The organism is Kribbella sp. CA-293567, from assembly GCF_027627575.1.
GTDB lineage: Bacteria > Actinomycetota > Actinomycetes > Propionibacteriales > Kribbellaceae > Kribbella.
Genome location: NZ_CP114065.1, coordinates 5,304,029 through 5,327,180 on the forward strand (window position 1 = coordinate 5,304,029; position 23,152 = coordinate 5,327,180).

Consider the following 23,152-nt stretch of genomic DNA (forward strand, 5'->3'; position numbering starts at 1 on the left):
CGCCCGCATCTAGCTGTAGGACAACAGCAGAGAGGGATGGGCGCATGAACGCAAGACGACTGGTACCGGCCTTCGGGCTGGCATCTTTGGTGCTGGGTCTCATCACGATCCCGGCGACCGCAGCAACCGCGAACGGCACGCAGCAGGCCGCCGCCTGCCAGCTCGACCTCGGAGCCATGAACCAGGAGTACGGGCTTCAGCGGCAGCAGATCACCGCTGGCAACCCACCGAGCGTGCAGCCGATGGAAGAGCTGGTGGCGAAGGCCTTCCCGAACATGCAGGTCCGGCAGACCAGCTCGTGGGTGCGCGAGCCGAACATCGCGGGATTCGACTACTACGGCAAGGTCACCCTCGGCGCGTCCATGTACTCGGCGGTCTACCGATCCGACACTCCCGACGCGGGCGTGACGTTGACCAAGATCGGCGGTGGCTGGGACGCTTTCTCGAACTACGAGGAGTCCCGCTACGACGAGGGCGCGAGGCCGGGGTCGCAGGCGCACACCTTCGAGTACGGACTGCGCACCGACGGGTTGCTGTTCCGCTGGCAGCTGATCGGCGGCAAGTGGGTCGGCAAGAGTTCGTCCGCCGGCTTCGCGTCCGTGAAGACGATGGCGCTGATCAGCCAGACCCGCGGCTACGACACCTTCCTCGCCAACACCCACGGCGGCGCGCTTTACACGATCCGGATTCCGGTCAGCAGTCCACTGAAACCGATCGTCACCAAGGTCCGTGGCTCCACCTGGCAGGCCTTCGACCGCCTGATCGCCGAACGCTGTGGCCAGTACGGCACGCTCCTGCTCGGCGTCGACTGGGAAACCCAGGCCAGCTACCTGTACGCCGTCGGCGACGCGAACGGCACCTCGACGGTGATCAACGGTCTCGGCAAGGTGCCGGGCCTGCAGAACAGCGGGATGAACTTCCGCTGGACCGGCGTCGCCTTCGCCAACCCACCCCTCAACGGCGACTGACCCCGCCCAACCGCCTCACACTCCTTGAAAGAGCGGGGCGTGAGGCGGACCTTCGCGGAGTAGCTGGTCGAGCAACCGGGCAAGCGAACGCGGTGACAGGTACGCCGGGCCTTCGTGCGCTCGAAGCTCGTCGAGAGTCCACCAGCGGTGTCCATGGACGTTCTCCGTTAGCAGCTCTGCCGCCGACATCGTTCCGGCTGGGGTGAAAGAGTCGACCCTGATCAGGAAGTAATCGTTGACGACCCCGTCGTAGCCCGCGGCGTGGCCGGGTGCGACGGTCACCTGGTGCCACAGATGGGGCGGATCGGCCGGTACTTCGAGGCCGATCTCCTCGCCGAGCTCACGAGACAGGGCCTCGAGCAACGTCTCTCCCGGTTCCACCCCACCACCCGGAGCGGCCCACACGACCTTGCCGTCGCCGAACTCGAACCGCATCAGCAGCACCCGGTCCCGAGCATCCAGTACTACGGCTCGCGCCGCCGGCCGCAGCAAAGGCGCAGGGAGTTGCACCTCCGCCTCGACACTCTTCTCATGGGCTACGAAGCCGAAGCGGGCGTTGACTTTCTGCATGGCCGTGTTGGTTTCGGCGGTCCAGGTGTGGAGGAGCTTCTGGGTGGTCCGGTGGGCGGCGAGCTGGTCGAGGTTGGCCAGCTTGAGGTGGGTGCCGAGGTTGTGGCCGCGGTGGGCGCGGAGGACGAGGGTGTCGTCCTGCTGGGCGGCGTCCGGGTTCGACTTGGAGAGGTAGATGGTGGTGTAGCCGGCCGGGGCGCCGTCGGGGGTGCGGGCCATCGTGAACAGCGCGAGGTAGTTCCTGGCGGTGCGGACCTGCTGCGCGCGGATCTTCTCCACGTCCCAGGGCACGAGGTCCTTCGTCATGCCGCCCGTCGGGACATCGCGGTCCATCGCGGTCCGCAGGTCGGCGAGCGCCTGCAGGTGCTCCTCGGGACACGGACCGGCCCACGAGGTCAGCACGTACCCCTCCAGCGGCTCGACCTCGACCGAACCCGTCCACGGAAGCTCCACCACCAGGTGGTCCTCGATGTTCTCGACGACGAAACCGAGCTGCGCGGCGAAGACACTCCCCGGCCAAGTCTCGACGGTGAACCCCTCCGGCACCGCCAGCTCGCACTGGAAGATCGTTCGCCCCAGCTCGGCCGCCCGGGACCTCGCCCAGCCCCACAGCGCGGTCGCGATCCCCCGGCGCCGATCGGCCGGAGCCACGTCGATCTCGACCGACACCGCGTCGAGATTGCTCTGCAGCCAGTACTCGAACAGCATCGCGCCGACCACCCGGTCGTCCTCGAAGGCCGCCACCGCCAGCCGGGCCTTCATCGGGTTGTCCGTCCCCAGCGACGAGGCCAGCGCCTGGTGGGTCTCCACGATCGCGGCCGGCCGATCGGCGACCGCGCCGGCCAGCAGTACGTCGTACCAGGCCCGGAAGGCGCTTTCGTCGGACGGGGAGACCTCGCGCAGGGTGATCACCCCCAGAGCCAATCAGCTCCGGGGGTGCATCGCCATCGGTTTGTCAGCGGGTGGCGCGGTTGATCGCCGAGACGACCGCCTTCAGCGAGGCAGTGAGGATGTTGGCGTCGCGGCCGACGCCCCAGTAGACCTCGTCGCCGACCTCGCACTCGACGTACGCCGCGGCCAGGGCGTCGCCACCGGACGAGAGCGCGTGCTCGTGGTAGTCCAGCACCCGGACGTCGTACTTCAGCGGCTGCAGCGCGTCCACGAAGGCCGAGACCGGACCGTTGCCCTCGCCAACCAGTTCGTGCGGTACGCCGCCGGAGTACACCTGGACCCGCAGCGCGTCGTTCTGGCCCTCACCCGAGGTCGAGTTGACGGTCAGCAGCGACAGCTTGCCGGGCGCCAGGTACTCCGCCTCGAAGATGTCCCACATCTGCTTCGGGCCGACCTCGCCGCCCTCGGCGTCGGTGTGCTGCTGGATCACCCGGCTGAACTCGATCTGCAGCCGGCGCGGCAGGTCGAGACGGTGCTCGGACTTCATGATGTACGCCACGCCGCCCTTGCCGGACTGCGAGTTGACCCGGATGACCGCCTCGTACGACCGGCCGACGTCCTTCGGGTCGATCGGCAGGTACGGCGCCTCCCAGTGCACCTGCCCGACCGGGATACCCTCGGCGGCGGCCTGCTTGTCCAGCGCCTCCAGGCCCTTCTTGATCGCGTCCTGGTGCGAGCCGGAGAACGCGGTGTAGACCAGGTCACCGGCGTACGGCTGACGCTCGGGGACCCGCATCTGGGTGCAGTACTCGACCGTCCGGCGGATCTCGTCGATGTCGGAGAAGTCGATCTGCGGGTCGATGCCCTGGCTGAACAGGTTCATCCCCAGCGTCACCAGGTCGACGTTGCCGGTCCGCTCGCCGTGCCCGAACAGGCAGCCCTCGACCCGGTCCCCACCGGCCATCAGGGCCAGCTCGGTCGCGGCCACCGCCGTCCCGCGGTCGTTGTGCGGGTGCAGGCTGATGGTGCTGAACTCGCGCCGGGTCAGGTGCCGGCCGAACCACTCGATCTGGTCGGCGTAGACGTTCGGGGTGGACATCTCGACGGTGGCCGGCAGGTTCAGGATGATCTCGCGGCCCTCGGCCGGCTGCCACGCGTCGCTGACCGCCTCGCAGACGTCCAGCGCGAACTCCAGCTCGGTCCCGGTGAAGATCTCCGGGCTGTACTGGTAGCCGAACTCGCAGTCGCCCAGCATCTCGTCGGCGTACTTCATCACGGTCTCGGTGCCCCGGACCGCGATGTTGCGGCACTCGGCCTTGTCGACGTTGAAGACCACCCGGCGGAACAGCGGCGCGGTCGCGTTGTACAGGTGGATGGTGGCCTTCGGCGAGCCCTGCAGCGACTGCACGGTCCGCTCGATCAGCTCCTCGCGGGCCTGGGTCAGCACCGAGATGGTGACGTCGGAGGGGATCGCGTCGCCCTCGATCAGGCTGCGGACGAAGTCGAAGTCGTACTGGCTGGCGCTGGGGAAACCGACCTCGATCTCCTTGTAGCCCATCTTCACCAGCAGGTCGAACATCCGTCGCTTGCGGGCCGGTGACATCGGCTCGACCAGGGCCTGGTTGCCGTCGCGCAGGTCGGTGGACAGCCAGCGCGGCGTCGCCTCGACCGACTTGGCCGGCCAGGTCCGGTCGGGCAGCTCGATCGGCGGGAACGCGCTGTAGCGCCCGATCGGCAGACCGGACGACTGCTGGACGGGCTTGGGCTGGTTCTTGGGTGCCATGATGCGCGATCTCCTCGCGGGAAGTGTGAAATGCGGGTCAAGGTGCGACCGGCGCAGCGCCATCTGGAAATGGCGGATCTCCGCGGCGAGGAAACCGGCCTACGTCAGGCCCCGCCGCGGCAGCGAAGGAGAAGAAGCTGGTGCCGCATGATGCGGGCGAGTCTATCCGCAACCTCATCCATCGGTCGAACCGGCGGTCTCGCACACCGAGACGGAGAGTGACCGTCCAGGCCGGCCCGCTGACGGCGGTTCGGCGGGATCCCTAGGCTGCGGGCATGACCTCTGAGCTTCTCGGAACCACCGGCCTCGGCGTCCTCGTCACCCTCAAGCGCGACGGCCGCCCGCAGTTGTCCAACGTCACCTACCTGCACGACGGCGGGCGGATCCGCATCTCGCTGACCGCCGACCGGGCCAAGACCAGGAACCTGCGCCGCGATCCCCGCGCGAGTCTCTACGTCAACGGCCCCAACGGCCGCTCGTACCTGGTGGTGGAGGGCAACGCCGAACTGTCCGCGGTCGCCGCCGACGTACACGACGAGACCGTCGACCAGCTCGTCGCCTACTACCGCGAGGCCTCCGGCGAGCACCCCGACTGGGACGACTACCGCCGCGCGATGGTGGCCGACCAGCGTCTGCTCTTCACCATGACCATCGATCACACCTACGGCATGCCGACCCCCGGCTAGCCCGGAAAATCCCTACCGCGGATAAATGGGTCGCGGTGGCCGCCGTACAGGCTGCACTCTGGGCAGGTGGACATCACCAGGCTTTCTCCCGATGACGCGGCCGGTTGCGCCGACGCGGTGGCGTTGCTGAACGCGACGCACGCCGTCGACTGCCCGGCAGCGCTGCTGTCGACTCCGTTCGGCTACGCGGCGCACCTGCGCTACGGCTGGGACGGCGATCCCGGGCGCAGCTTCCTGGCCCGCGACGAGAACTGCACCGCGGTCGGGCTGCTCGAGTTCTTCGCGCCGACCCGGGACAACCTCAACCTGGCCTGGATCGAGGTCGAGGTCCATCCCGAGCATCGTGGCCGCGGAATCGGCAGCGAGCTGGTCCGGTACGCCGAGCAACTGGCCGGCGAGCTCGGTCGTACTTCGTTCGGCATCGGCGCCTGGGACCTGCCGAAGGCGGACGCCTTCGTCAAACGGCACGGGTTCGAGCAGAAGGCCGTCGAGGTGAACCGGCGCCAGGACCTCACCAACCTGGACTGGACCACCGTGCAGAAGCTGTACGACGAAGCGGTGCTCGCCTCGGCCGACTACGAGGTGGTGCGGATCGTCGGCGAACTGCCCGACGACCTGCTGGACGGCATGGTCGCGGTCACCGCCTCGATCAACGACGCACCCAAGGACGACCTCGCCATCGAGGATGAGATCTTCACCCCCGAGCGGCTGCGCGCCTACGAGGCCTCCCGGCGTGGGCACGAACAGACCGTGTACCGGGTGATCGCGCGGCACCGCACGACCGGTGAGCCGGCCGGCCACTCGGTGGTCACCGTGGAGCGGGAGCGTCCGCACATCGCGGAGCAGCACGACACCGCCGTCTCCCGCGACCACCGCGGCCACCGGCTCGGTGCGCTGGTCAAGACCGCCATGCTGCTCTGGCTGCGCGAAGCCGAACCGGCCGTCACCCAGCTGGACACCTGGAACGCGGAGTCCAACAACCACATGATCGGGATCAACGAGCAGCTCGGCTACTTCATCGTCGCGCGGACGATCGACTACCAGAAGACGCTCTGAACGCCTGCCGGCAGTAAGCGAGGAACGCCTCACCCCGCCGGGTGAGGCGTCCTCCCCCGGCCCACCCGAGCACCACGGGCGTCGTCGGTACGACGTCGGCCAGCGCCCGGGTCAGTACCGGCAGCCCTTCGTAGCCGACCTCGACGGCCGGCGTCTGCACGGTCAGCGAGTATCCGATGCCTCGGGCAACCAGTGCGCGGGCGAGCTCGAAGCTTCCGGCCCGGTACGCCGGCCGCATCTCCAGTCCGGCGGCCTCGAAGACCGCCCGGAAGTAACGCTCGCTCGGCGGCACGTCCAGCAGCACGAACGGCTCCTCGGCCAGCTCCGCCAGCCGGATCGACCGCCGTCGCGCGAGCCGATGCCCTCCCGGAAGCACCAGCGACGGCGCACGGTCGTGCAACACCACGCTGTCGATACCCGGCAGCAGGTCCTGCTGGTAAAGGAAAGCCAGCTCGCAGCTCCCGTCGAGCAACGCGGCCTGGAGGTCCGGGAGGGTGCCCTCCACGAAGCTGATCTCGACGCCCGGCTCCGCCGCACCGAAGCCGGCGATCGCCAACGGCAGATGGAACGGCGCGATGGGCGCGTAACACCCGATCGTCAGCCGCCCCTCGATCTCCTGCCCCAGGCCGCGAGCACCGGCGCCCAATTCCGACAACGCGGCCAGCACCTTCCGCCCGTCGGCGACCACCTGCCGGCCGGCGGCCGTCAAGCAGGTGCCCCGCCGCGAGCCACGCAATACGAGGGTGACGTCGAGCGCCCGCTCCAGCTCCCCCACGGCCAGCGACACCGCCGACTGCGAGACATGGCAACGAGCAGCCGCGGCCGTGATCCCGCCGGTCTCGGCGATCGCGACCAGATACTCCAGTTGCCGCGGTGAGACATTGGGCAGGGACATGAGCTGATCATATGGTTCACCGCAGTTTCTCAAGCTGGACTCATGATGCCGGCGCTGACTACCTTCGACAGGTGAGCCGCAGCCATCAGCATCCCTTCGTCCCCTACGTTCCTCGCCGCGTACCGGTCGAGGAAGGCCTGCGCCGCGGCGCCGCGTTCCAGCAAGAGCTGGAGGCGCGGCGATCAGTGCGGTGGTTCTCAGCCGATCCGGTACCGCTGGAAGCGATCGAGCTCGCGGTCGGCGCGGCCAACACGGCGCCGAGCGGAGCGCATCACCAGCCCTGGACGTTCGTGGCGACCGACGACCCGGAGATCAAACGCAGTGTGCGGCTGGCCGCCGAGGAGGAAGAGCGGAAGTTCTACCTGGACCGCGAACTGCCCGAGTGGCACTCGGCGCTCGCGCGGCTGGAGACCGACCAGCACAAGGAGTTCCTCGAGGTCGCGCCCTGGCTGGTGGTGGCGTTCGCGCAGAAGCACACTCCGCGGCCCGACGGCAGCTCGCGCAAGAACTACTACGTCTCCGAGAGTGTCGGCATCGCCTGCGGCTTCTTCATCGCCGCGCTGCACCGGATGGGCCTTGCGACGCTGACCCACACCCCGAACCCGATGGCCTTCCTGACCAAGGTTCTCGACCGGCCGCGGCACGAACGGCCGTACATCCTGTTCCCGGTCGGCTACCCGGCCGCCGACTGCGAGGTGCCCGAGCTGACCCGCAAGCCACTCGGGGAAGCGCTCATCGTGCGGCGGGCTCGATGATGGTGACAGACATCCGGTTGCTGACGCTGAAGCCCAGGCCCTCGTAGAGCCGGATAGCGCTCGCGTTGGTGGCGCCGGTGTGCAGGAACGGGTGCGCTCCGGCCTTCTCGATGCCGAAGGCAACATCTCGGACGAGCCGGCCGGCCAGCCCCTGGCCACGGTACGCCGGGTGCGTGCAGACGCCGCTGATCTCGACGAAGCCGGGCAGGTGGTAGCGCTCGCCTGCCATCGCGACGAGTTCGCCGCCGCGCCGCAGACCGACGTACCGGCCGCACTCGATCGTCCGGACCCGGAACGGGCCCGGGTCGGTCAGCGCGACCAGCGCGACCATCTCGGGGACGTCCCCGGGGCCCAGCTCCACCGCCTCCGGATCCTCGGCCCCGAACGCTTCCGGCGCGGAGAACTGCACCAGACCGAACTTCTGGACCAGCTTGACGCTGTCCGGAAGCGGCAGGTCGGGACGCTTGAAGGCGACCGAGTTGCCGACGCCGACCAGCTCGACGGCGTCCGCCCAGTCCTGCTCGGTCGGCTCCTCGGGCAGTCCCAGGAAGGGCGCGACCTGGGTCTGGTAGCGGCGTACCCGGCCCTGGACCTCGGCGAGCCGAGCGTGCGGACCGGTCAGCGCGTAGTACGCCGGGTTCGTCAGCATCGCCGAGGTCGTGCTCACGTCAGAAACCGAGTTTGCGCAGGTGCTTCGCGTCGGTCTGCCAGTTCTTCGCGATCTTGACGTGCAGATCCAGGTACACCGGCGTGCCTAGCAGGGCCTCGATCTGGCGGCGCGCGTTGGCGCCGACCTCCTTCAGCCGGGCGCCCTTGTGCCCGATGATGATGCCCTTCTGGCTGTCCCGCTCGAGATAGAGGTTCGCGTAGATGTCCAGCAGCGGCTTGTCGTCCGGCCGCCCCTCGCGCAGGCCCATCTCGTCGATGGTGACCGCGATCGAGTGCGGCAGCTCGTCCCGGACGCCTTCGAGCGCGGCCTCCCGGATCAGCTCGCCGACCAGGATCTCCTCCGGCTCGTCCGTCACGTCGCCGTCGGGGTAGAGCGGCTGGCCGGCCGGCAGGAACTTCACCAGCTCGTCCGCGACGACGTCGATCTGGTACCCCGAGGTGGCCGACACCGGGACGACCGAGGCCCACTCGATCCCGACCGCCTCGCCCAGGGTCTGGATCTCCGACAGGTGCTCGATCATCCGCTCGGGCGAGACCAGGTCGGCCTTGGTCGCCAGTGCGACCTTCGGCGTCCTGGCCACCTTCGCCGCCTCGGCGACCAGGAACCGGTCACCCGGCCCGATCTTGTCGCTGGCCGGCAGGCAGATGCCGATCACGTCGACCTCGGCCCAGGTGGTCTTGACGATGTCGTTGAGCCGCTCACCCAGCAGCGTGCGCGGCTTGTGCAGCCCGGGGGTGTCGACCAGGATCAGCTGCGCGTCCGGGCGGTGCACGATGCCCCGGACGGCGTGCCGGGTGGTCTGCGGCTTGGACGACGTGATCACGATCTTCTGCCCGACCAGGGCGTTCGTGAGCGTCGACTTGCCCGCGTTCGGACGGCCGACGAAACAGGCGAAACCGGACTTGAACTCCGGCAACGCGTTCTCAGGTGTGGACGACATCACGAACCTCTCCGTTGCCATTGGCAACGACTACCGGAAGAGCGGCACCGCCGAAGTAGCGGACCACCTCGACGTCGACGCGGTCCGCGTCCGCGTCGGTGACCACCGCGGCCGCCTCGATGCCCTTGACGCCCGACGATACGGCCATCGCGACCGCGAGCTGCAACGCGCTCAGACCGATGGTGTCCAGCTGGACGGTGCAGGCGGCGTACGTGCGCCCGTCGGTGTCCCGTACGGCGGCGCCTTCGGCGGACCGGGTGCGGGCCCGGGCGGCGCGCGCCAGGGTCACCAGTTTGGCGTCCTCGGCCGTGAGGTCGGCAGGCAAAGATGGCTCCAGGTGTGGTCGAAGGGTGCTCAGGCGGTCTGGTGACTGCTGTCCTGCGGCTGGTCGGCGGCGACACCGCGCCGGACCAGCACAGTACCGACCTGGTTGCGGCGGCCGGACGGCCGCTCCGCGGTGAGGGACAGTCCGAGCCCCTCGATCTCGACCTCGGCGCCGGGAATCGGCACCTTGCCGAGCAGTTTGGCCATCAGGCCACCGACCGTGTCCACGTCGTCGTCGTCCAGCGGGATGCCGAACAGGTCGCCGAGCTCGTCGATCGGGTACCGGCTGGAGACCCGGTAGGCGCCGTCGGACAACGCCTGCACCGCCTCGGGCGCCTCGTCGTACTCGTCGGTGATCTCGCCGACGATCTCCTCCAGGATGTCCTCGATGGTGACCAGTCCGGCGGTACCGCCGTACTCGTCGACCACGATCGCGACGTGCATCCGGGCCGCCTGCATCTCGCGCAGCAGCTGGTCGACCGGCTTGGAGTCGGGGATGTACATGCACGGGCGCATCACCGACTCGACCCGCTCGGTCGACTCCGCGGAGGCGTTGTCGTAGACGCGCCGCATCACGTCCTTGAGGTACACCACCCCCTGGATGTCGTCCAGCGACTCCCCGATCACCGGGATCCGGGAGTAGCCACTGCGCAGCGCCAGCGAGGTGAGCTGGCGCAGCTTCTTGTGCCGCTCGATGTAGACCATGTCGGTCCGCGGCACCATCACCTCGCGGACGATGGTGTCGCCGAGCTCGAAGACCGAGTGGATCATCTGCCGCTCGGTCTTCTCGATCACCGACGACTTCTCGGCCAGGTCGACCAGCGCGCGCAGCTCGGCCTCGGTCGCGAACGGTCCCTCGGCGAACCCCTTGCCGGGAGTGAGCGCGTTGCCGACCAGGATCAGCAGCTTCGGCAGCGGACCGAGCACCCGGGTCATCGCCATGATCGGGCCGGCCGACACGATCGCGAACCGGTCGGAGTGCTGACGGCCGAGCGTGCGGGGCGCGACGCCGATCACCACGTAGGAGATCAGCACCATCAGGACGGCCGTGATCAGTACGTGCGTCCAGGTCACCGTGAACACGTTCGACAGAGCCTGGGTGACCAGCACGATCGCGGTGATCTCGCAGCTCAGCCGGATCAGCAGCAGGGAGTTGAGGTAGCGGGGTGCGTCCGAGAGCAGGTCGCGCAGCTTCACCGCGCGCAGGTTGCCCTGCTCGACCTGCTCGTTGGCCCGCACCTTCGAGTACGACGAGAACGCGGCCTCGGCGCCGGCGAACAGCCCGGCGAGCAGTACCAGCACCGCAGCCACAACCAGCAGGATGCCGTCGTGGGAACTCACTGGAACTTCACTCCTGTCCGAGCCGGTTTCCGGGGGCGCGCCACGCTTCGAGCAACCGGCCCTGGACGTCCCACATCTCCGCCTTCTCGGCCGGTTCGGCGTGGTCGTAGCCGAGCAGGTGCAGGATGCCGTGCACCGTCAGCAGCTCCAGCTCGGCCCAGGTGCCGTGGCCGGCCTTCGCGCCCTGAGCGGCCGCGACGGTCGGGCACAGCGCGATGTCGCCGAGGTGCCCGAGCGGCAGGTCGGCGTCGTCGCCACCGTCACCGCCCGGCCGCAGCTCGTCCATCGGCCACGACATCACGTCGGTCGGACCCGGCAGGTCCAGGAACTCGACGTGGTACTTGGCCATCGTGTCCTCGTCGACCAGCTTGATCGACAGCTCGCACTCCGGGTGCAGCCGCAGGGACGACATCACGAACCGGCCCAGCCGCATCAGTCCGTGCGCGTCGATCTCGACCCCGGACTCGTTGTTCACTTCGACGTTCATCTTTGAGGTTCAGCGCTGCCTTCGTAGTTCTCGTAGGCCGACACGATCCGGCCGACCAGTTTGTGCCGGACGACGTCGTGCGCCGTCAGCCGGCAGAACGTGAGGTCCTGGACGCCCTCCAGGATGTCCTGGACGACCCGCAGGCCCGAGTTGGTGCCGGTCGGCAGGTCGACCTGGGTGACGTCGCCGGTGATCACCATCTTGGAGCCGAAGCCGAGCCGGGTGAGGAACATCTTCATCTGCTCCGGCGAGGTGTTCTGCGCCTCGTCCAGGATGATGTAGGCGTCGTTCAGGGTCCGGCCGCGCATGTAGGCCAGCGGCGCGATCTCGATCGTGCCGGCCGTCATCAGCCGCGGGATCGAGTCCGGGTCGAGCATGTCGTGCAGCGCGTCGTACAGCGGGCGCAGGTAGGGGTCGATCTTCTCCGACAGGGTGCCGGGCAGGAAGCCGAGCCGCTCGCCGGCCTCGACGGCCGGCCGGGTCAGGATGATCCGGTTGACCTCCTTGGCCTGCAGCGCCTGGACCGCCTTGGCGACCGCCAGGTAGGTCTTGCCGGTACCGGCCGGACCGATGCCGAAGACGATCGTGTTCTTGTCGATCGCGTCGACGTACCGCTTCTGGTTCAGCGTCTTCGGCCGGATCGTCCGGCCGCGGCTGGAGAGGATGTTCTGGGTCAGCACGTCGGCCGGGCTCTCGCCCGTCTCGGCCTTGATCATCGCGATGCTGCGCTCGACGGAGTCCGCGGTCAGCCCGTGACCGGTCCGGACGACGGCGATCAGCTCGTCCACCAGCCGCTCGGCCAGCGCCAGCTCGGCCGGCTCCCCGGTCAGGGTGATCTCGTTGCCGCGGACCAGGATGTCGGCGGCGAACTCCTTCTCGATGATGCGGAGGAACTCGTCCCGGGCTCCGAGCAGCGCGACCATGTCGATGCTGTTCGGCACCACGATCTTGTGGGACGCCTTCTGGCCGGCACCTGCTGCGCTGCTGTCAGCGCGCGCCGCATCCGGGTGCGACGGCTCGATACTGCGTGGCCTGGACAGGCTCTTCCTCCTGATGCAGATGGTGTGACCCCACCATGCTAGCCGCCTCACCAGGCAGGCTCACCCGATAAAACCCCGATCACCCCCGGGCGAGCCCCTGACCAGGCTGTTTACCCCGTACGCCGGTGCTGTCGCGAGCCCCGTCACCGGGGTGGCCGACCGCTGGAGCGGCCTCTCCTCCCGCCTCGGCCTGCCCGGCGGCGGCCACCACACCCGGTGACCCGGCGCTTGGGCCGGTGCGGTGCGGGCCCATCAGCGCTTTCAGCTTGTCCAGCTCGGTGGACGGGACCGGGCCGGCCGAGGCCTGCTCCAGTGAGACCCGCAGATCCCGCTCGGCCTGCCACGCCGCGTCCGGCTTCAGGTTCACCGTGACGCCGTTCGGCGACGGCCGCAGCATCGGCTCGAGCGCCTTGGCCACCAGCGCCTCGGCCTCCGCCGGCGACCGCAGGGCCTTCTCGTGCGCGATCAGCATCACCGAGGTCGCCTCGATCGCGGCCTGCGTCGTCCCGGACCGGGTGGGCGGCTGGTCGAACTCGTCGGCGTGGGTGTTCCGCCCGTCGTCGATCCCGACCACATGGGCCGGCGTGAAGACGTGCAGCGACTCGACCGCCGCGTCGGCTCTGCCTTCGTAGACACTCTTGTCGCGCCAGGCATGGGCTCCGCTGTAGCTGTCCTGCAGCGCGTGCGCGGCCGCTCCGAGATGCGTGAGCCGCTGGGCCGGGCTGCGCTGCTCCGACCGCGCGAGCCGCAACTGGTCGTGGACGAAGCGCACGTTCGCCTCGAGATTGGTCCGGCCGTCGGCGTACGGGCTGGCCATGAAGTGCTCGGCCTGCGCGTCCGGATTGAAGTACGCCGACTGCGCGGTCTTGCCGAGTCCGACGTACACGAAGGTCCGGCCGCTGCCGCCGGCGTTCCGGACCAGGCCGGCGCCGAGCAGCGCGTCCGCCTTGGCCTGCGACTTGTCGAGCGCCTCGGCGTACTCCCGGCGGGTCAGGCCGCGGATCCTGCCGTCGGGGCCGGCCAGTTCGTCGTACAGGCGGTCCGTCGCGGCGTAGCTGAGCTCGCGGTGGCCCGACCACTCCGCGTCACCGTGCTGTTTCACTTCGTCCTCCTGCGGGCTGGAACGACAGACTCTCATCGAAGAGGGCCGACCTGTTGTCAACCTGGGACGCGGCCTTCGCGTCTCTGTTGTGTGGCACAACCAGCCGTGATGTATCAAGAGTGCGTGGCACATGAGTCCTCGTGGGATGCAGACGAGGCGCTGACGGCTGTCTACACGGCGCACTACACGTCGTTGGTCCGGCTCGGCGCCCTGCTGTTGCGCGACAACGGTTCCGCCGAGGAGATCGTGCAGGACGCCTTCGTGGCGATGCACGGACGCTGGCACCGGCTGCGCGACCCGCACAAGGCCCTGGCGTACCTGCGGACCGCGGTGGTCAACCGCTGCCGGTCCCGGCAACGGCATCTGGTGGTGGTCGACAAACACCTGCCGAAGTCCCTGCCGGACGAGCCGAGCGCCGAGCAGGCCGTCCTGCGCACCGCCGAGACCGACCGGGTGATCGACGCGATGCGCACCCTGCCGGAGAAACAACGCACCGTCATGGTGCTGCGGTACTACGGTGACCTGTCCGAGGCGGAGATCGCCGACACGATGGGGATCAGCCGGGGATCCGTGAAGAGCCACGCCGCGCGAGCGACCAAGTCGCTGCGCCAGGTCCTGGAGCAGAGCGCATGAACGACCACACGCACGACCGCGGGGACGACCCGTTCGACGAACTGATGCGACGGGCGCTGTCCGAGGAGGCCGGCCGGATCGAGCCCGCCGACGGCCTGCACGAGATCCAGGCCCGGGTCAGCCACCAGCGCAAGCCGGTCAGCCGGCGCCCGTGGGCGATCACCGTCGGCGCGGCCGTGGTCGGTACGGCGGCCGCGATCGGCGCCTTCGCCGTACTCGACGACAGCCAGAAGAACGCGGACCAGCCCACCGCCGCAGGCGGCCCGAGCACCACCACCAGCAGCACCTCGACCGAGCCGTCCAGCAGCCTGCCGACCCAGCCGGCCAGCCCGCAGCCGACCCCGACGCCGGCCGCCACAGAGGTCCCGACCACGACCCTGCCGACCGAGAAGACACGCGCCATCGACGAGCCGCGACTGCAGGATCCGAAGGCGGTTCCGGTGTACTGGCTCGGACGAGGGACCGGAGCCACCACGGGCCCGAGCTACCGCCTGTACCGCACCTTCAACCAGGTCAAGGGCCGGCCCGCCACCGAGGCGGTCCAGCTGATGACGACGCCGAAGGTCTCCGGCGACCCCGACTACGAATCCCCTTGGTCAGGCGCGAAGCTGACCTCGGTGCGCTACACCGACCGTCTGATCGTGGTCGACTTCGAGCGGCTGCCGGAGTCGAAACTCACGCCGGACAACGCCGAGATGGCAGCCCAGCAACTGATCTACACGGTGCAGGGCGCGCTGCAGCGGACGGCTCCGGTCCAGATCACCGAGCGAGGCCGCGCCACGGCCGGCCTCTTCGGCGTCATCGACACCACCGAACCGCTGAGCCGCGCCAAGGCTGCCGACGTCCAGGCCTTCGTCTGGATCGAGTCGCCGGAGAACAACCAGACGGTCGCTCCGGGCTTCTCCGTCAGCGGTCAGGCGTCCGCGTTCGAGGCTCACGTGGACTGGAAGGCCACCAACGTGAGGACCAAGGTGGTGGTCAAGAACTTCACCACCACCAAGGAGGGTCAGAAGCTCTCCCCTTACACCTTCCGGCCCAAGCTCGACTCCGGCCAGTGGCTGATCGAGGTCTACCTGCCCTCCGCGGAGGACGGCCGGGTCATGTCGGTCGATTCCAAGACGGTCATCGTCAAGTAGTCGCCGGAGTTCAGCTCCAGCGGGAGCGGGACAGCAGGGCCGCGGCGGCGGCCACGCCTGCGGTCGAGGTGCGGAGGACGGTTTCGCCGAGGCGGACCGGGGTGGCGGAGAAGGTGTCCAGTTCGGCGGGGGTGATGCCACCTTCGGGGCCGACCACGATCACGACGTCGCCGGTGACGGGGAGGTCGAGGGAGGCCAGTGGGGTGCTGGCTTCCTCGTGGAGTACTACGGCCAGGGCGGCGTCGGTGAGGAGCTTCGCGATCTCGGGGGTGGACGCGATCGGCGCCACCTCGCAGAACCAGGAGCGGCGGGACTGCTTGCTGGACTCGAAGGCCCAGGACTGCCACCTGGTCCGGGTCTTGGCGACCCGTTCGGGGTTGGCGCGGAACTGACTGCGGTCGGCGTTCCACGGCACGATCAGGTCGGCGCCGACCTCGGTGAGCATCTCGACCGCGAGCTCGGCGCGTTCGCCCTTCGGCAGCGCCTGCACGACGACCAGCCGGACGGCGGCCGGCTCGACCCGGCCGCGATGGTCCACGGCGACGGTCAGGCCGGTCTTGGAGGACGCCGTGACAGCGCCCTCCGCGAACGAGCCCCGACCGTCGGTCAGCCGGATCCGCTCGCCGGGACCGATCCGGCGTACGACGGCAGCGTGCCGCCCCTCGGCGCCGTCCAGCACCAGGTCGGACCCGTCCAGCTCAGGCAGGTAGAAGACCGCGAGACCCATCGCCCGGCAGCCTAAGTCGTTTTCAATGCGCACCGAAGGCGTCACGCAGGCGCCCGAAGACGCCCTTGTGGGCCGCCTGGACGTGCCCCTGCGGCCGCTCCTCGCCGCGCGCCTCGGCGATCTGCCGCAGCAGTGCCTTCTGCGCGTCGTCGAGCTTGGTCGGCGTCTCGACGATGACCTGGACGATCAGGTCGCCGCGACCCGCGTGCCGCAACCGCGGTACGCCGCGCGCGGTCAGCGTCATCGCCGTCCCCGACTGGGTGCCGGCCCGGATCTCCAGCGGCGTGGTCTCGCCCTCGAGCGTCGGCAGGTCGATCGTCGTCCCGAGCGCCGCGGCCGTCATCGGCAGCGTGACCGTGCAGTGCAGGTCGTCGCCGCTGCGGGTGAAGATCTCGTGCGGCTCGACCTCGATCTCGACGTACAGGTCGCCGGCCGGGCCGCCGCCGGGGCCGACCTCGCCCTGGCCGGACAGCTGCACGCGGGTGCCGCTGTCGACGCCGCCGGGGATCTTGACGGTGACGGTACGGCGGGACCGGACCCGCCCGTCGCCGGCGCACTCGCCGCACGGGCTCGGGATGGTGGTCCCGAAGCCGCGGCAGTTCGGGCACGGCCGCATCGTCCGGACCTCACCGAGGAACGAGCGCTGGGTGTGCGTGACCTCGCCCCGGCCGTGGCAGATCTCGCAGGTGACCGGCTCGGAGCCGGCCTGCGCGCCCGAGCCGGTGCAGGTCGGGCAGACCACGGCGGTGTCGACCTTCAGCTCGCGGGTCGTCCCGAAGGCGGCCTCGGCCAGGTCGATCCGCAGCGGGATCAGCGCGTCCTGGCCGCGCCGGGTCCGTGGCCGTGGCCCGCGGGTCGCCCCGCCGGTCTGGCCGAAGAAGGCGTCCATGATGTCGGTGAAGGTGAACTGCTGGCCGAAGCCGGCGCCCGCGCCTCCACCCGGTCCGCTCGCGAACGGGTCACCACCGAGATCGTGGACCTGCTTCTTCTGCGGGTCGCTCAGCACCTGGAAGGCGCGGCCGATCTCCTGGAACTTGTGGTGCGCGTCCTCGGAGTCGTTCACGTCCGGGTGGTACTGGCGGGCCAGCTTGCGGTAGGCCTTCTTGATCTCGTCCTGTGAAGCGTCACGGCTCACGCCCAGGACGGCGTAGTAATCGGTGCTCATACTCCAGACCACTTGGTAGGCAGTGTTCGGTGCGTTCTGTGGTGCGTTCTTCGATGGAGCTTCACGAGTCGGCCAGGATCTGGCTGACGTAGCGCGCGACGGCGCGCACGGCGCCCATCGTGCTCGGGTAGTCCATGTGGGTCGGGCCGACGATGCCGAGAGTGGCCAGCGCCTCCGACTTGGAGCCGTAGCCGGTGGCGACGACCGAGGTGGTGACAAGTCCTTCGTACGGGTTCTCGTGGCCGATCCGCACCGTCAGCGTCTGCGGGCTGGTCGCCTCGCCGAGCAGCTTGAGCAGGATCACGTGTTCCTCGAGCGCCTCCAGTACGGGCTTGACGTTGCGCTCGAAGTCGTCGCCGTACCGGGTCAGGTTGGCCGCGCCGCCGACCGCGATCCGCTGCTCGCCCTCGACCGTGAAGGCCTCCAGCAGGCTGGTCACGATGGCGGCCACCAGCGGCCGGTCGGCCGGCGCGAAGGTGTCGCTCACGCTCGCGAGCGAGGTGGCCGCGTCGGTCAGCCGCTGGCCGGTGAGGGCCGAGTTCAGCCGGGACCTGAGGTCGGCGATCAGTTGTTCGTCGACGTCCTCCTGCGCCTCGACGATCCGCTGCTCGACCCGGCCGGTGCTGGTGATCAGCACCAGCAGCAGCCGGCGCGGGGTCATCGTGACCACCTCGATGTGCCGCACGCTCGACCGGCTGAGGGTCGGATACTGCACGATCGCGACCTGCCGGGTGATCTGCGCCAGCAACCGGACGGTCCGGCGGACCACGTCGTCGAGGTCGACCGCGCCGACCAGGAAGGACGAGATCGCCTTCTTCTCGGCCTGCGACAGCGACTTGACCGTGCTCAGCTTGTCCACGAACAACCGGTAGCCCGCGTCGGTGGGGATCCGGCCGGCGCTGGTGTGCGGCTGGGTGATGTACCCCTCCTCCTCCAGCGCTGCCATGTCGTTGCGGACCGTCGCCGGGGAGACGCCGAGGTTGTGCCGGTCGACCAGGGTCTTCGACCCGACCGGCTCATGCGTGGCGACGTAGTCCTCGACGATGGCCCGGAGCACGTCCAGCTTGCGTTCGTCCAGCACGCGCAAACCACCCTCTCTGAGGTGTCGGCCACCGGCAGCCCTCTTGGCACTCCGGACTTTGGAGTGCCAGTCTACCGAGCCGCCACAGCAGATACCGACGCGTAGCGGCGTGGGACTGGTCTCAGGCCAGTTCCGGCGACGCTCCCAACGGTACGGCGGCCGGCCGCGAGACCGTACTCGCCACGTCCAGTGACCGGTCCTGGGCCGCAGACTCGAGCACTGACTCCAGTACGTCGAGCACGTGGTAGGCCAGCGCTCCGTCAGCGCGATGCGGCTCGCCGTTGCGCAGTGCGCGAGCCATGTCGGCCACCCCGACCCCCCGCCCGGCGTCGGCGTACCCACCGGCTACCGGAAGCTCTCTCCAGTCACGGTCGGTTGCGGTGGCGATCTCCACCGTGCCCGCGAAGTTGTTCGGATCGGGGACGGACAGGCTGCCCTCGGTGCCGTAGATCTCGATTCGCGGCAGCCGTGCCGCCCAGACGTCGAAGCTCATCAGCACTGTGGTCAGTGCACCGGACTCATGCTCAAGTACGCCGGTCACATGCGTCGGCACCTCGACCGGGAACGCCTCCCCCGCTCGTGGTCCCGTGTGGACCTTGCGCTGCTCCTGGGAGCGGCCCGCGCGGCCAGTGACTCGGCGTACCGGGCCGAGCAGCGTGACGAGGCTTGTCACGTAGTACGGGCCCATGTCGAGCAACGGACCGCCACCGGGTTGGTAGTAGAACTCAGGAGCCGGGTGCCACAGCTCGTGGCCCGGCGTGACGAACGAAGCCGTCGCAGCAGTCGGTACGCCGATGTCGCCGCGGTCGAGCGCCGCCCGTGCCGTCTGGGTCCCAGTGCCGAGCACAGTGTCGGGGGCGCAGCCGATGCGGAGGTTGTTGGCGGCGGCGAGCTTCAGGAGCGGCTCGGCCTCCGCACGGTCGACGGCGAGCGGCTTCTCGCCGTACACGTGCTTGCCGGCCTGCAGCGCCGCCTGGTGGACAGGTCCGTGCGCGGCCGGGATGGTCAGGTTGAGGACGATGTCGACCTCGGGATCGGCGAACAGGTCGTCCGACGTCAGCGCCCGGACGCCCGGATTCTGATCGGCGATCGCCTGCGCCCGCGAGAGATCGAGATCGGCGACCGCGACCACCTGTACGCCGGGCAGCCTGGCCAGGTGCTCCAGGTAGGTGCCGCTGATGACGCCGGTGCCGACGATGCCGATGTTCGTCACTTGCTCGCCCACAGCAGCCCCCGCTCGACGATCGTGCGGATCTGCGGCGTCTCCAGGTCGGCGACGGTGTGGCCCGGCGTACAGACGAAGACTCGACCTTCGCCCCAGCCGCGGGTCCAGACCGCCGGCATCGTCGCGCCCACGATCCAGGGGAAGTCCGGATGCGCGTCGAAGGTGGTGGTGGCCAGGACGTTGTTGGTCGGATCGGCGTGCACGTAGTACTGCTCGGTGCGCAGGTCGAACGCCGTCAGGCCCTCGACGATCGGGTGGCCGGAGACGATGTCGATCCGGTGGTCGACGGCGCCGCCCGGGTGCGAGACGAACTGGCCGCCGGTCATGAAGCTGTAGTCGGTGTTGCTGCGGAACGAGTCGATGATGCCGCCGTGCCAGCCGGCCAGGCCGGTCCCGGCCCGGACAGCGGCCTCCAGGCCCTTGACCTGCTCGGCGGTGATCTCGCTCATCGTGACGCACTGCAGCACCAGGTCGGTGCCGTCCAGGTCGAGATAGCTCTCCGGGCTGTCCGAGACGGTCACCTCGAAGCCGTTCTGCCGCAGGAAGGGAATGAACAGCTCGGTCGCCTCGACCGGGACATGGCCTTCCCAGCCGCCTCGCACCACCAGTGCCCGTCGTGTCGTCACGCCGTCCGCCCTTCGTGTTCCATCGGGTGCAGAGATCGGATGAATCGGTTCAGCTCTGCGACCTTAGGCGGCCCACCACGGGCCTTCAACCCCCGTCCCGGCGGCTGGATGGGCACGGCGGCCGGCCGGCACTAGGGTCGGCTCCATGGGATGGAAGTTCTGGAAGCAGGAGCCACGGGTGCAGGACGTCCGGCCGCAGGACGGCCCGGTGCCAGACGGATCGGTGCAGGACGGGCGGGTGCAGGACGCCGTACCGGCCGGGCAGTTCACGTTGCCGGTCGAGGACGTCTTCGCCATCACCGGCCGCGGCACGATCGTCACCGGACGGATCACCTCGGGCACGGTGCGGACCGGTGATCAGGTGCTGATCATGCGTGCCGGGCAGCCGGTGGCGACCACCCGCGTCACCGCGATCGAGGCGTTCCGCAAGACGCTCACCGCCGCGAGCGCCGGGGAGAACGTCGGCCTGTTGCTCGAAGGCATCGACAAGAGCCAGGTGCTCGCCGGTGACGTCATCTCCCACTGATCACCGGCGCCGGGCGGCCGGTTAGGGTCGCGGTATGAGTGCGTGGGAAGAACTCGGCGACCGCACGTGGGTCCGCCGGTATCCGGAGTACGACGTGAACGTCGGGCTCGTCGTCGGCAGCGAGGGCGCCCTGGTGGTCGACACCCGGGCCGACGTGGAGCAGGCGACGCAGTTGCTCGCCGACATCCGCGAGGTCACCGAACTGCCGGTGCGCTGGGTGGTCAACACCCACGCCCACTTCGACCACGTCTTCGGCAACCCCGCCTTCGAGGGCGCGACCAGCTACGCGCAGGAGAACACCGTCGCCGCGGTCGCCGGGACCGTTGCCATCGACATCGGTTTCGCGGTCGCCAAGGTGATCGAGCTGGGCGACCGCCGGGTCGAGCTGCTGCACCTGGGCAACGGGCACACCGACGGCGACCTGGTGATCGTCGTACCGGACGTGGACGTGTTCTTCGCCGGTGACCTGATCGAGGAGTCGGCGCCGCCGTCGTACGGCGAGGACTGCCATCCACTGCAGTGGGCCGACACGGTCGACCGGCTGATCGGGCTGCTGTCCGCGACGGCCAGGGTCGTGCCCGGGCACGGTGCGGTGGTCGACGCGGAGTTCGTCCGCGACCAGAACAGCGACATCGGCACGGTCGCGAACACCATCTCGGGGCTGCACCACAACGGCACCTCACTCGAGGCAGCGCTCGCGCACACCGACGACTGGCCGTGGCCGCATCCCCACCTCGAGCAGGCCGTACGCCGCGGGTACGCCGCCCTGGGCGCGCCGCCGCGCCCGACCCTGCCGCTGCTCGGACTGGCCAAGGACGAGTAGGACCCTCGCTCCGCGACCACCGTCGGCGACGACGGTCACGCTCCGCGGTTACGCGTTGACAGGACGTCCGTGATCCCGCACGTTGGTGCGACACACGACTGCGGACGAGGTGGCGACGATGGCGCATGCGGCACCGGCTTCTCCTGACCAGATCACCCATCCGGACGGCCGGGTCGAGCTGTCCGATCCGGCTTCGATCGCCGAAAGCCGGTACGGGAACGCCGAACTGGCGCCGACCCGGCTGCCCGAGCGGCGCTGGTCGACGTACAACTACGCGGCGCTGTGGATGGGGATGGCGCACAACATCCCCAGCTACCTGCTGGCGGCCGGTCTGGTCTCGCTGGGCATGAACTGGTTGCAGGCGTTCCTCACCATCACCCTGGGCAACCTGATCGTGCTGGTGCCGCTGCTGCTGAACAGCCACGCGGGCACGAAGTACGGCATCCCGTTCCCGGTCTTCGCGCGGGCCTTCTACGGCGTCCGCGGGGCGAACTTCCCGGCGCTGCTGCGGGCGTTCATCGCCTGCGGCTGGTTCGGCATCCAGACCTGGATCGGCGGCCAGGCGATCTACGTGATCGCCGGTGAGCTGGCCGGTTCCGGCTGGACCGGGGCGGCGTCGATCGGCGGTCACCCGTGGACGATGTGGCTGAGCTTCGCGTTCTTCTGGGCCCTGCAGATGGTGCTGATCTGGCGTGGGATCGAGGGCCTGCGCCGGTTCGAGAACTGGGCGGCACCGCTGGTCACGCTCGCCTTCCTGGCGTTGATGATCGCGATCCTGGTGAAGGCCGGCGGCTTCGGCCCGATCCTGTCGCAGCCGTCCAAGCTGGGCTGGGACGCCGACTTCTGGAAGATCTTCGCGCCGTCGCTGATGGGGATGATCGCGTTCTGGGCGACGCTGTCGCTGAACATGCCCGACTTCACCCGGTTCGGCAAGGGCCAGCGCCAGCAGGTGCTCGGGCAGATCATCGGGCTGCCGACCACGATGTCGTTCATCGCGCTGGTCTCGATCATCACCACCTCCGGGACGGTGATCGTCTACGGTTCGGCGATCTGGGACCCGGTCGAGCTGACCCGGCGGTTCGAGAACCCGGTGGTGGTGACGATCGGCCTGGTGATGGCGATCCTGGCGACGATGTCGTGCAACGTCGCGGCGAACGTGGTCAGTCCGTCGTACGACTTCGCCAACGCGCTGCCCCGCTGGCTCGACTTCCGCACCGCGGGGCTGCTGACCGGCGTGATCGGGATCGTGATCCAGCCCTGGCGGCTGATCTCCGATCCTTCGATCTACATCTTCGTCTGGCTGTCGTTCTACGGCGGCCTGCTCGCGTCGGTGGCCGGCGTACTGATCGCCGGCTACTGGTTCGTCGACCGCACCCATCTGTTCCTCGCCGACCTCTATCTGCCGCACGGCCGCTACTGGTACGCCGCCGGCTGGAACTGGCGAGCGGTCGCCGCCACGCTGGCCGGGTCGGTCCTGGCCGTCGGTGGCGCCTACTCCAACCCCGGCGCCGGGCCGTTCCCCGCCGACGGCCTGATCCCGTTCCTGCAGCCGCTCTACGACTACTCCTGGGTGGTCGGGCTGGTCGCCGGCTTCGTGGTCTATCTAGCCCTCACCGTCATCTCCCCGATCCGCAGCAGTTCGCCGACCCACGCCGCCGAGACCTACTGATCACCCTGCCTGCGTGGTCGATGGCTTATCTTC

24 protein-coding genes are annotated in these 23,152 nt (G+C 69.2%); 9 read left to right on the forward strand and 15 right to left on the reverse strand.

Annotation, left to right across the window (positions count from 1 at the left end; translation table 11 throughout):
- Positions 1–44: 44 nt before the first annotated feature.
- Positions 45–968 carry a hypothetical protein gene (locus OX958_RS24350; RefSeq protein WP_270131667.1) on the forward strand — a complete coding sequence of 308 codons (924 nt, stop codon included), beginning with the start codon at positions 45–47 and terminating at the stop codon, positions 966–968.
- A 15-nt stretch (positions 969–983) separates the two neighbouring features.
- Here the strand turns inward: OX958_RS24350 and OX958_RS24355 are convergent, their stop codons facing one another.
- A complete protein-coding gene (locus tag OX958_RS24355) occupies positions 984–2,450 on the reverse strand; it encodes a GNAT family N-acetyltransferase (protein ID WP_270131668.1) in 1,467 nt (488 codons plus the stop codon).
- A gap of 43 nt (positions 2,451–2,493) precedes the next feature.
- Positions 2,494–4,212, reverse strand: coding sequence for a 2-isopropylmalate synthase (gene leuA, locus OX958_RS24360; protein WP_270131669.1), 1,719 nt, complete (start codon positions 4,210–4,212; stop codon positions 2,494–2,496).
- A 275-nt stretch (positions 4,213–4,487) separates the two neighbouring features.
- On the opposite strand from leuA, the gene OX958_RS24365 reads away from it, so the two are divergent.
- Both OX958_RS24365 and OX958_RS24370 read left to right on the forward strand, forming a co-directional pair.
- The gene (locus OX958_RS24365; protein WP_270131670.1) at positions 4,488–4,898 is read left to right on the forward strand and encodes a PPOX class F420-dependent oxidoreductase; all 411 of its coding nucleotides are present in this window, start codon (positions 4,488–4,490) and stop codon (positions 4,896–4,898) included.
- A 66-nt stretch (positions 4,899–4,964) separates the two neighbouring features.
- Positions 4,965–5,954: a GNAT family N-acetyltransferase gene (locus tag OX958_RS24370; protein ID WP_270131671.1), complete on the forward strand. Its 990-nt coding sequence runs from the start codon at positions 4,965–4,967 to the stop codon at positions 5,952–5,954.
- Here the strand turns inward: OX958_RS24370 and OX958_RS24375 are convergent.
- Positions 5,914–6,849, reverse strand: coding sequence for a LysR family transcriptional regulator (locus tag OX958_RS24375; RefSeq protein WP_270131672.1), 936 nt, complete (start codon positions 6,847–6,849; stop codon positions 5,914–5,916). The genes OX958_RS24370 and OX958_RS24375 overlap by 41 nt on opposite strands.
- 71 nt (positions 6,850–6,920) lie before the next feature.
- On the opposite strand from OX958_RS24375, the gene OX958_RS24380 reads away from it, so the two are divergent.
- Positions 6,921–7,604, forward strand: a complete 684-nt coding sequence (locus OX958_RS24380; protein WP_270131673.1) for a nitroreductase family protein — start codon at positions 6,921–6,923, stop codon at positions 7,602–7,604.
- Here OX958_RS24380 and OX958_RS24385 read toward each other — a convergent pair.
- From OX958_RS24385 to OX958_RS24415, 7 genes are all read right to left on the reverse strand, one after another.
- Positions 7,582–8,271 (reverse strand): GNAT family N-acetyltransferase, encoded by a 690-nt coding sequence (locus tag OX958_RS24385; RefSeq protein WP_270131674.1) that lies wholly within the window; start codon positions 8,269–8,271, stop codon positions 7,582–7,584. The two genes, OX958_RS24380 and OX958_RS24385, sit on opposite strands and share 23 nt — an antisense overlap.
- Before the next feature lies 1 nt (position 8,272).
- Complete coding sequence (era, locus tag OX958_RS24390) at positions 8,273–9,214, reverse strand: GTPase Era (RefSeq protein WP_270131676.1); 942 nt, start codon at positions 9,212–9,214, stop codon at positions 8,273–8,275.
- Positions 9,198–9,539 (reverse strand): cytidine deaminase, encoded by a 342-nt coding sequence (locus OX958_RS24395; protein WP_270131677.1) that lies wholly within the window; start codon positions 9,537–9,539, stop codon positions 9,198–9,200. The genes era and OX958_RS24395 overlap by 17 nt, the downstream gene beginning before the upstream one ends.
- Before the next feature lie 29 nt (positions 9,540–9,568).
- Entirely contained in the window at positions 9,569–10,879 is a 1,311-nt protein-coding gene (locus OX958_RS24400; RefSeq protein WP_270131678.1) for a hemolysin family protein, read from the reverse strand.
- A gap of 7 nt (positions 10,880–10,886) precedes the next feature.
- On the reverse strand, positions 10,887–11,366 hold the full coding sequence (ybeY, locus tag OX958_RS24405) for an rRNA maturation RNase YbeY (protein ID WP_270131680.1): 480 nt from the start codon (positions 11,364–11,366) through the stop codon (positions 10,887–10,889).
- Positions 11,363–12,289 (reverse strand): PhoH family protein, encoded by a 927-nt coding sequence (locus OX958_RS24410; protein ID WP_270139138.1) that lies wholly within the window; start codon positions 12,287–12,289, stop codon positions 11,363–11,365. Before OX958_RS24410 ends, ybeY begins: the two co-directional genes overlap by 4 nt.
- 196 nt (positions 12,290–12,485) lie before the next feature.
- The gene (locus tag OX958_RS24415) at positions 12,486–13,508 is read right to left on the reverse strand and encodes a hypothetical protein (protein WP_270131681.1); all 1,023 of its coding nucleotides are present in this window, start codon (positions 13,506–13,508) and stop codon (positions 12,486–12,488) included.
- 123 nt (positions 13,509–13,631) lie between these two features.
- On the opposite strand from OX958_RS24415, the gene OX958_RS24420 reads away from it, so the two are divergent.
- Complete coding sequence (locus OX958_RS24420) at positions 13,632–14,141, forward strand: SigE family RNA polymerase sigma factor (RefSeq protein WP_270131682.1); 510 nt, start codon at positions 13,632–13,634, stop codon at positions 14,139–14,141.
- Positions 14,138–15,277 (forward strand): Gmad2 immunoglobulin-like domain-containing protein, encoded by a 1,140-nt coding sequence (locus OX958_RS24425; protein WP_270131684.1) that lies wholly within the window; start codon positions 14,138–14,140, stop codon positions 15,275–15,277. The genes OX958_RS24420 and OX958_RS24425 overlap by 4 nt, the downstream gene beginning before the upstream one ends.
- Positions 15,278–15,287: 10 nt before the next feature.
- On the opposite strand, the gene OX958_RS24430 is transcribed toward OX958_RS24425, so the two are convergent.
- The 5 genes from OX958_RS24430 to OX958_RS24450 all read right to left on the reverse strand — a co-directional run bounded on the left by OX958_RS24430 (position 15,288) and on the right by OX958_RS24450 (position 20,101).
- The gene (locus OX958_RS24430; RefSeq protein ID WP_270131686.1) at positions 15,288–16,004 is read right to left on the reverse strand and encodes a 16S rRNA (uracil(1498)-N(3))-methyltransferase; all 717 of its coding nucleotides are present in this window, start codon (positions 16,002–16,004) and stop codon (positions 15,288–15,290) included.
- A gap of 22 nt (positions 16,005–16,026) precedes the next feature.
- A complete protein-coding gene (gene dnaJ, locus OX958_RS24435) occupies positions 16,027–17,169 on the reverse strand; it encodes a molecular chaperone DnaJ (RefSeq protein ID WP_270131688.1) in 1,143 nt (380 codons plus the stop codon).
- 61 nt (positions 17,170–17,230) lie between these two features.
- The gene (gene hrcA, locus OX958_RS24440) at positions 17,231–18,250 is read right to left on the reverse strand and encodes a heat-inducible transcriptional repressor HrcA (protein WP_270131690.1); all 1,020 of its coding nucleotides are present in this window, start codon (positions 18,248–18,250) and stop codon (positions 17,231–17,233) included.
- Between the two features lie 121 nt (positions 18,251–18,371).
- Positions 18,372–19,475, reverse strand: coding sequence for a Gfo/Idh/MocA family protein (locus OX958_RS24445; protein WP_270131691.1), 1,104 nt, complete (start codon positions 19,473–19,475; stop codon positions 18,372–18,374).
- Positions 19,460–20,101, reverse strand: a complete 642-nt coding sequence (locus OX958_RS24450) for a ThuA domain-containing protein (protein ID WP_270131693.1) — start codon at positions 20,099–20,101, stop codon at positions 19,460–19,462. The genes OX958_RS24445 and OX958_RS24450 overlap by 16 nt, the downstream gene beginning before the upstream one ends.
- A gap of 145 nt (positions 20,102–20,246) precedes the next feature.
- Here OX958_RS24450 and OX958_RS24455 point away from each other — a divergent pair, with 145 nt between their 5' ends.
- The 3 genes from OX958_RS24455 (at position 20,247) to OX958_RS24465 (ending at position 23,119) form a co-directional block, all read left to right on the forward strand.
- Positions 20,247–20,627 carry an EF-Tu/IF-2/RF-3 family GTPase gene (locus OX958_RS24455; protein WP_270131695.1) on the forward strand — a complete coding sequence of 127 codons (381 nt, stop codon included), beginning with the start codon at positions 20,247–20,249 and terminating at the stop codon, positions 20,625–20,627.
- A 34-nt stretch (positions 20,628–20,661) separates the two neighbouring features.
- On the forward strand, positions 20,662–21,450 hold the full coding sequence (locus tag OX958_RS24460; protein WP_270131696.1) for an MBL fold metallo-hydrolase: 789 nt from the start codon (positions 20,662–20,664) through the stop codon (positions 21,448–21,450).
- A gap of 118 nt (positions 21,451–21,568) precedes the next feature.
- On the forward strand, positions 21,569–23,119 hold the full coding sequence (locus tag OX958_RS24465) for an NCS1 family nucleobase:cation symporter-1 (protein ID WP_270131697.1): 1,551 nt from the start codon (positions 21,569–21,571) through the stop codon (positions 23,117–23,119).
- Positions 23,120–23,152 lie beyond the last annotated feature (33 nt).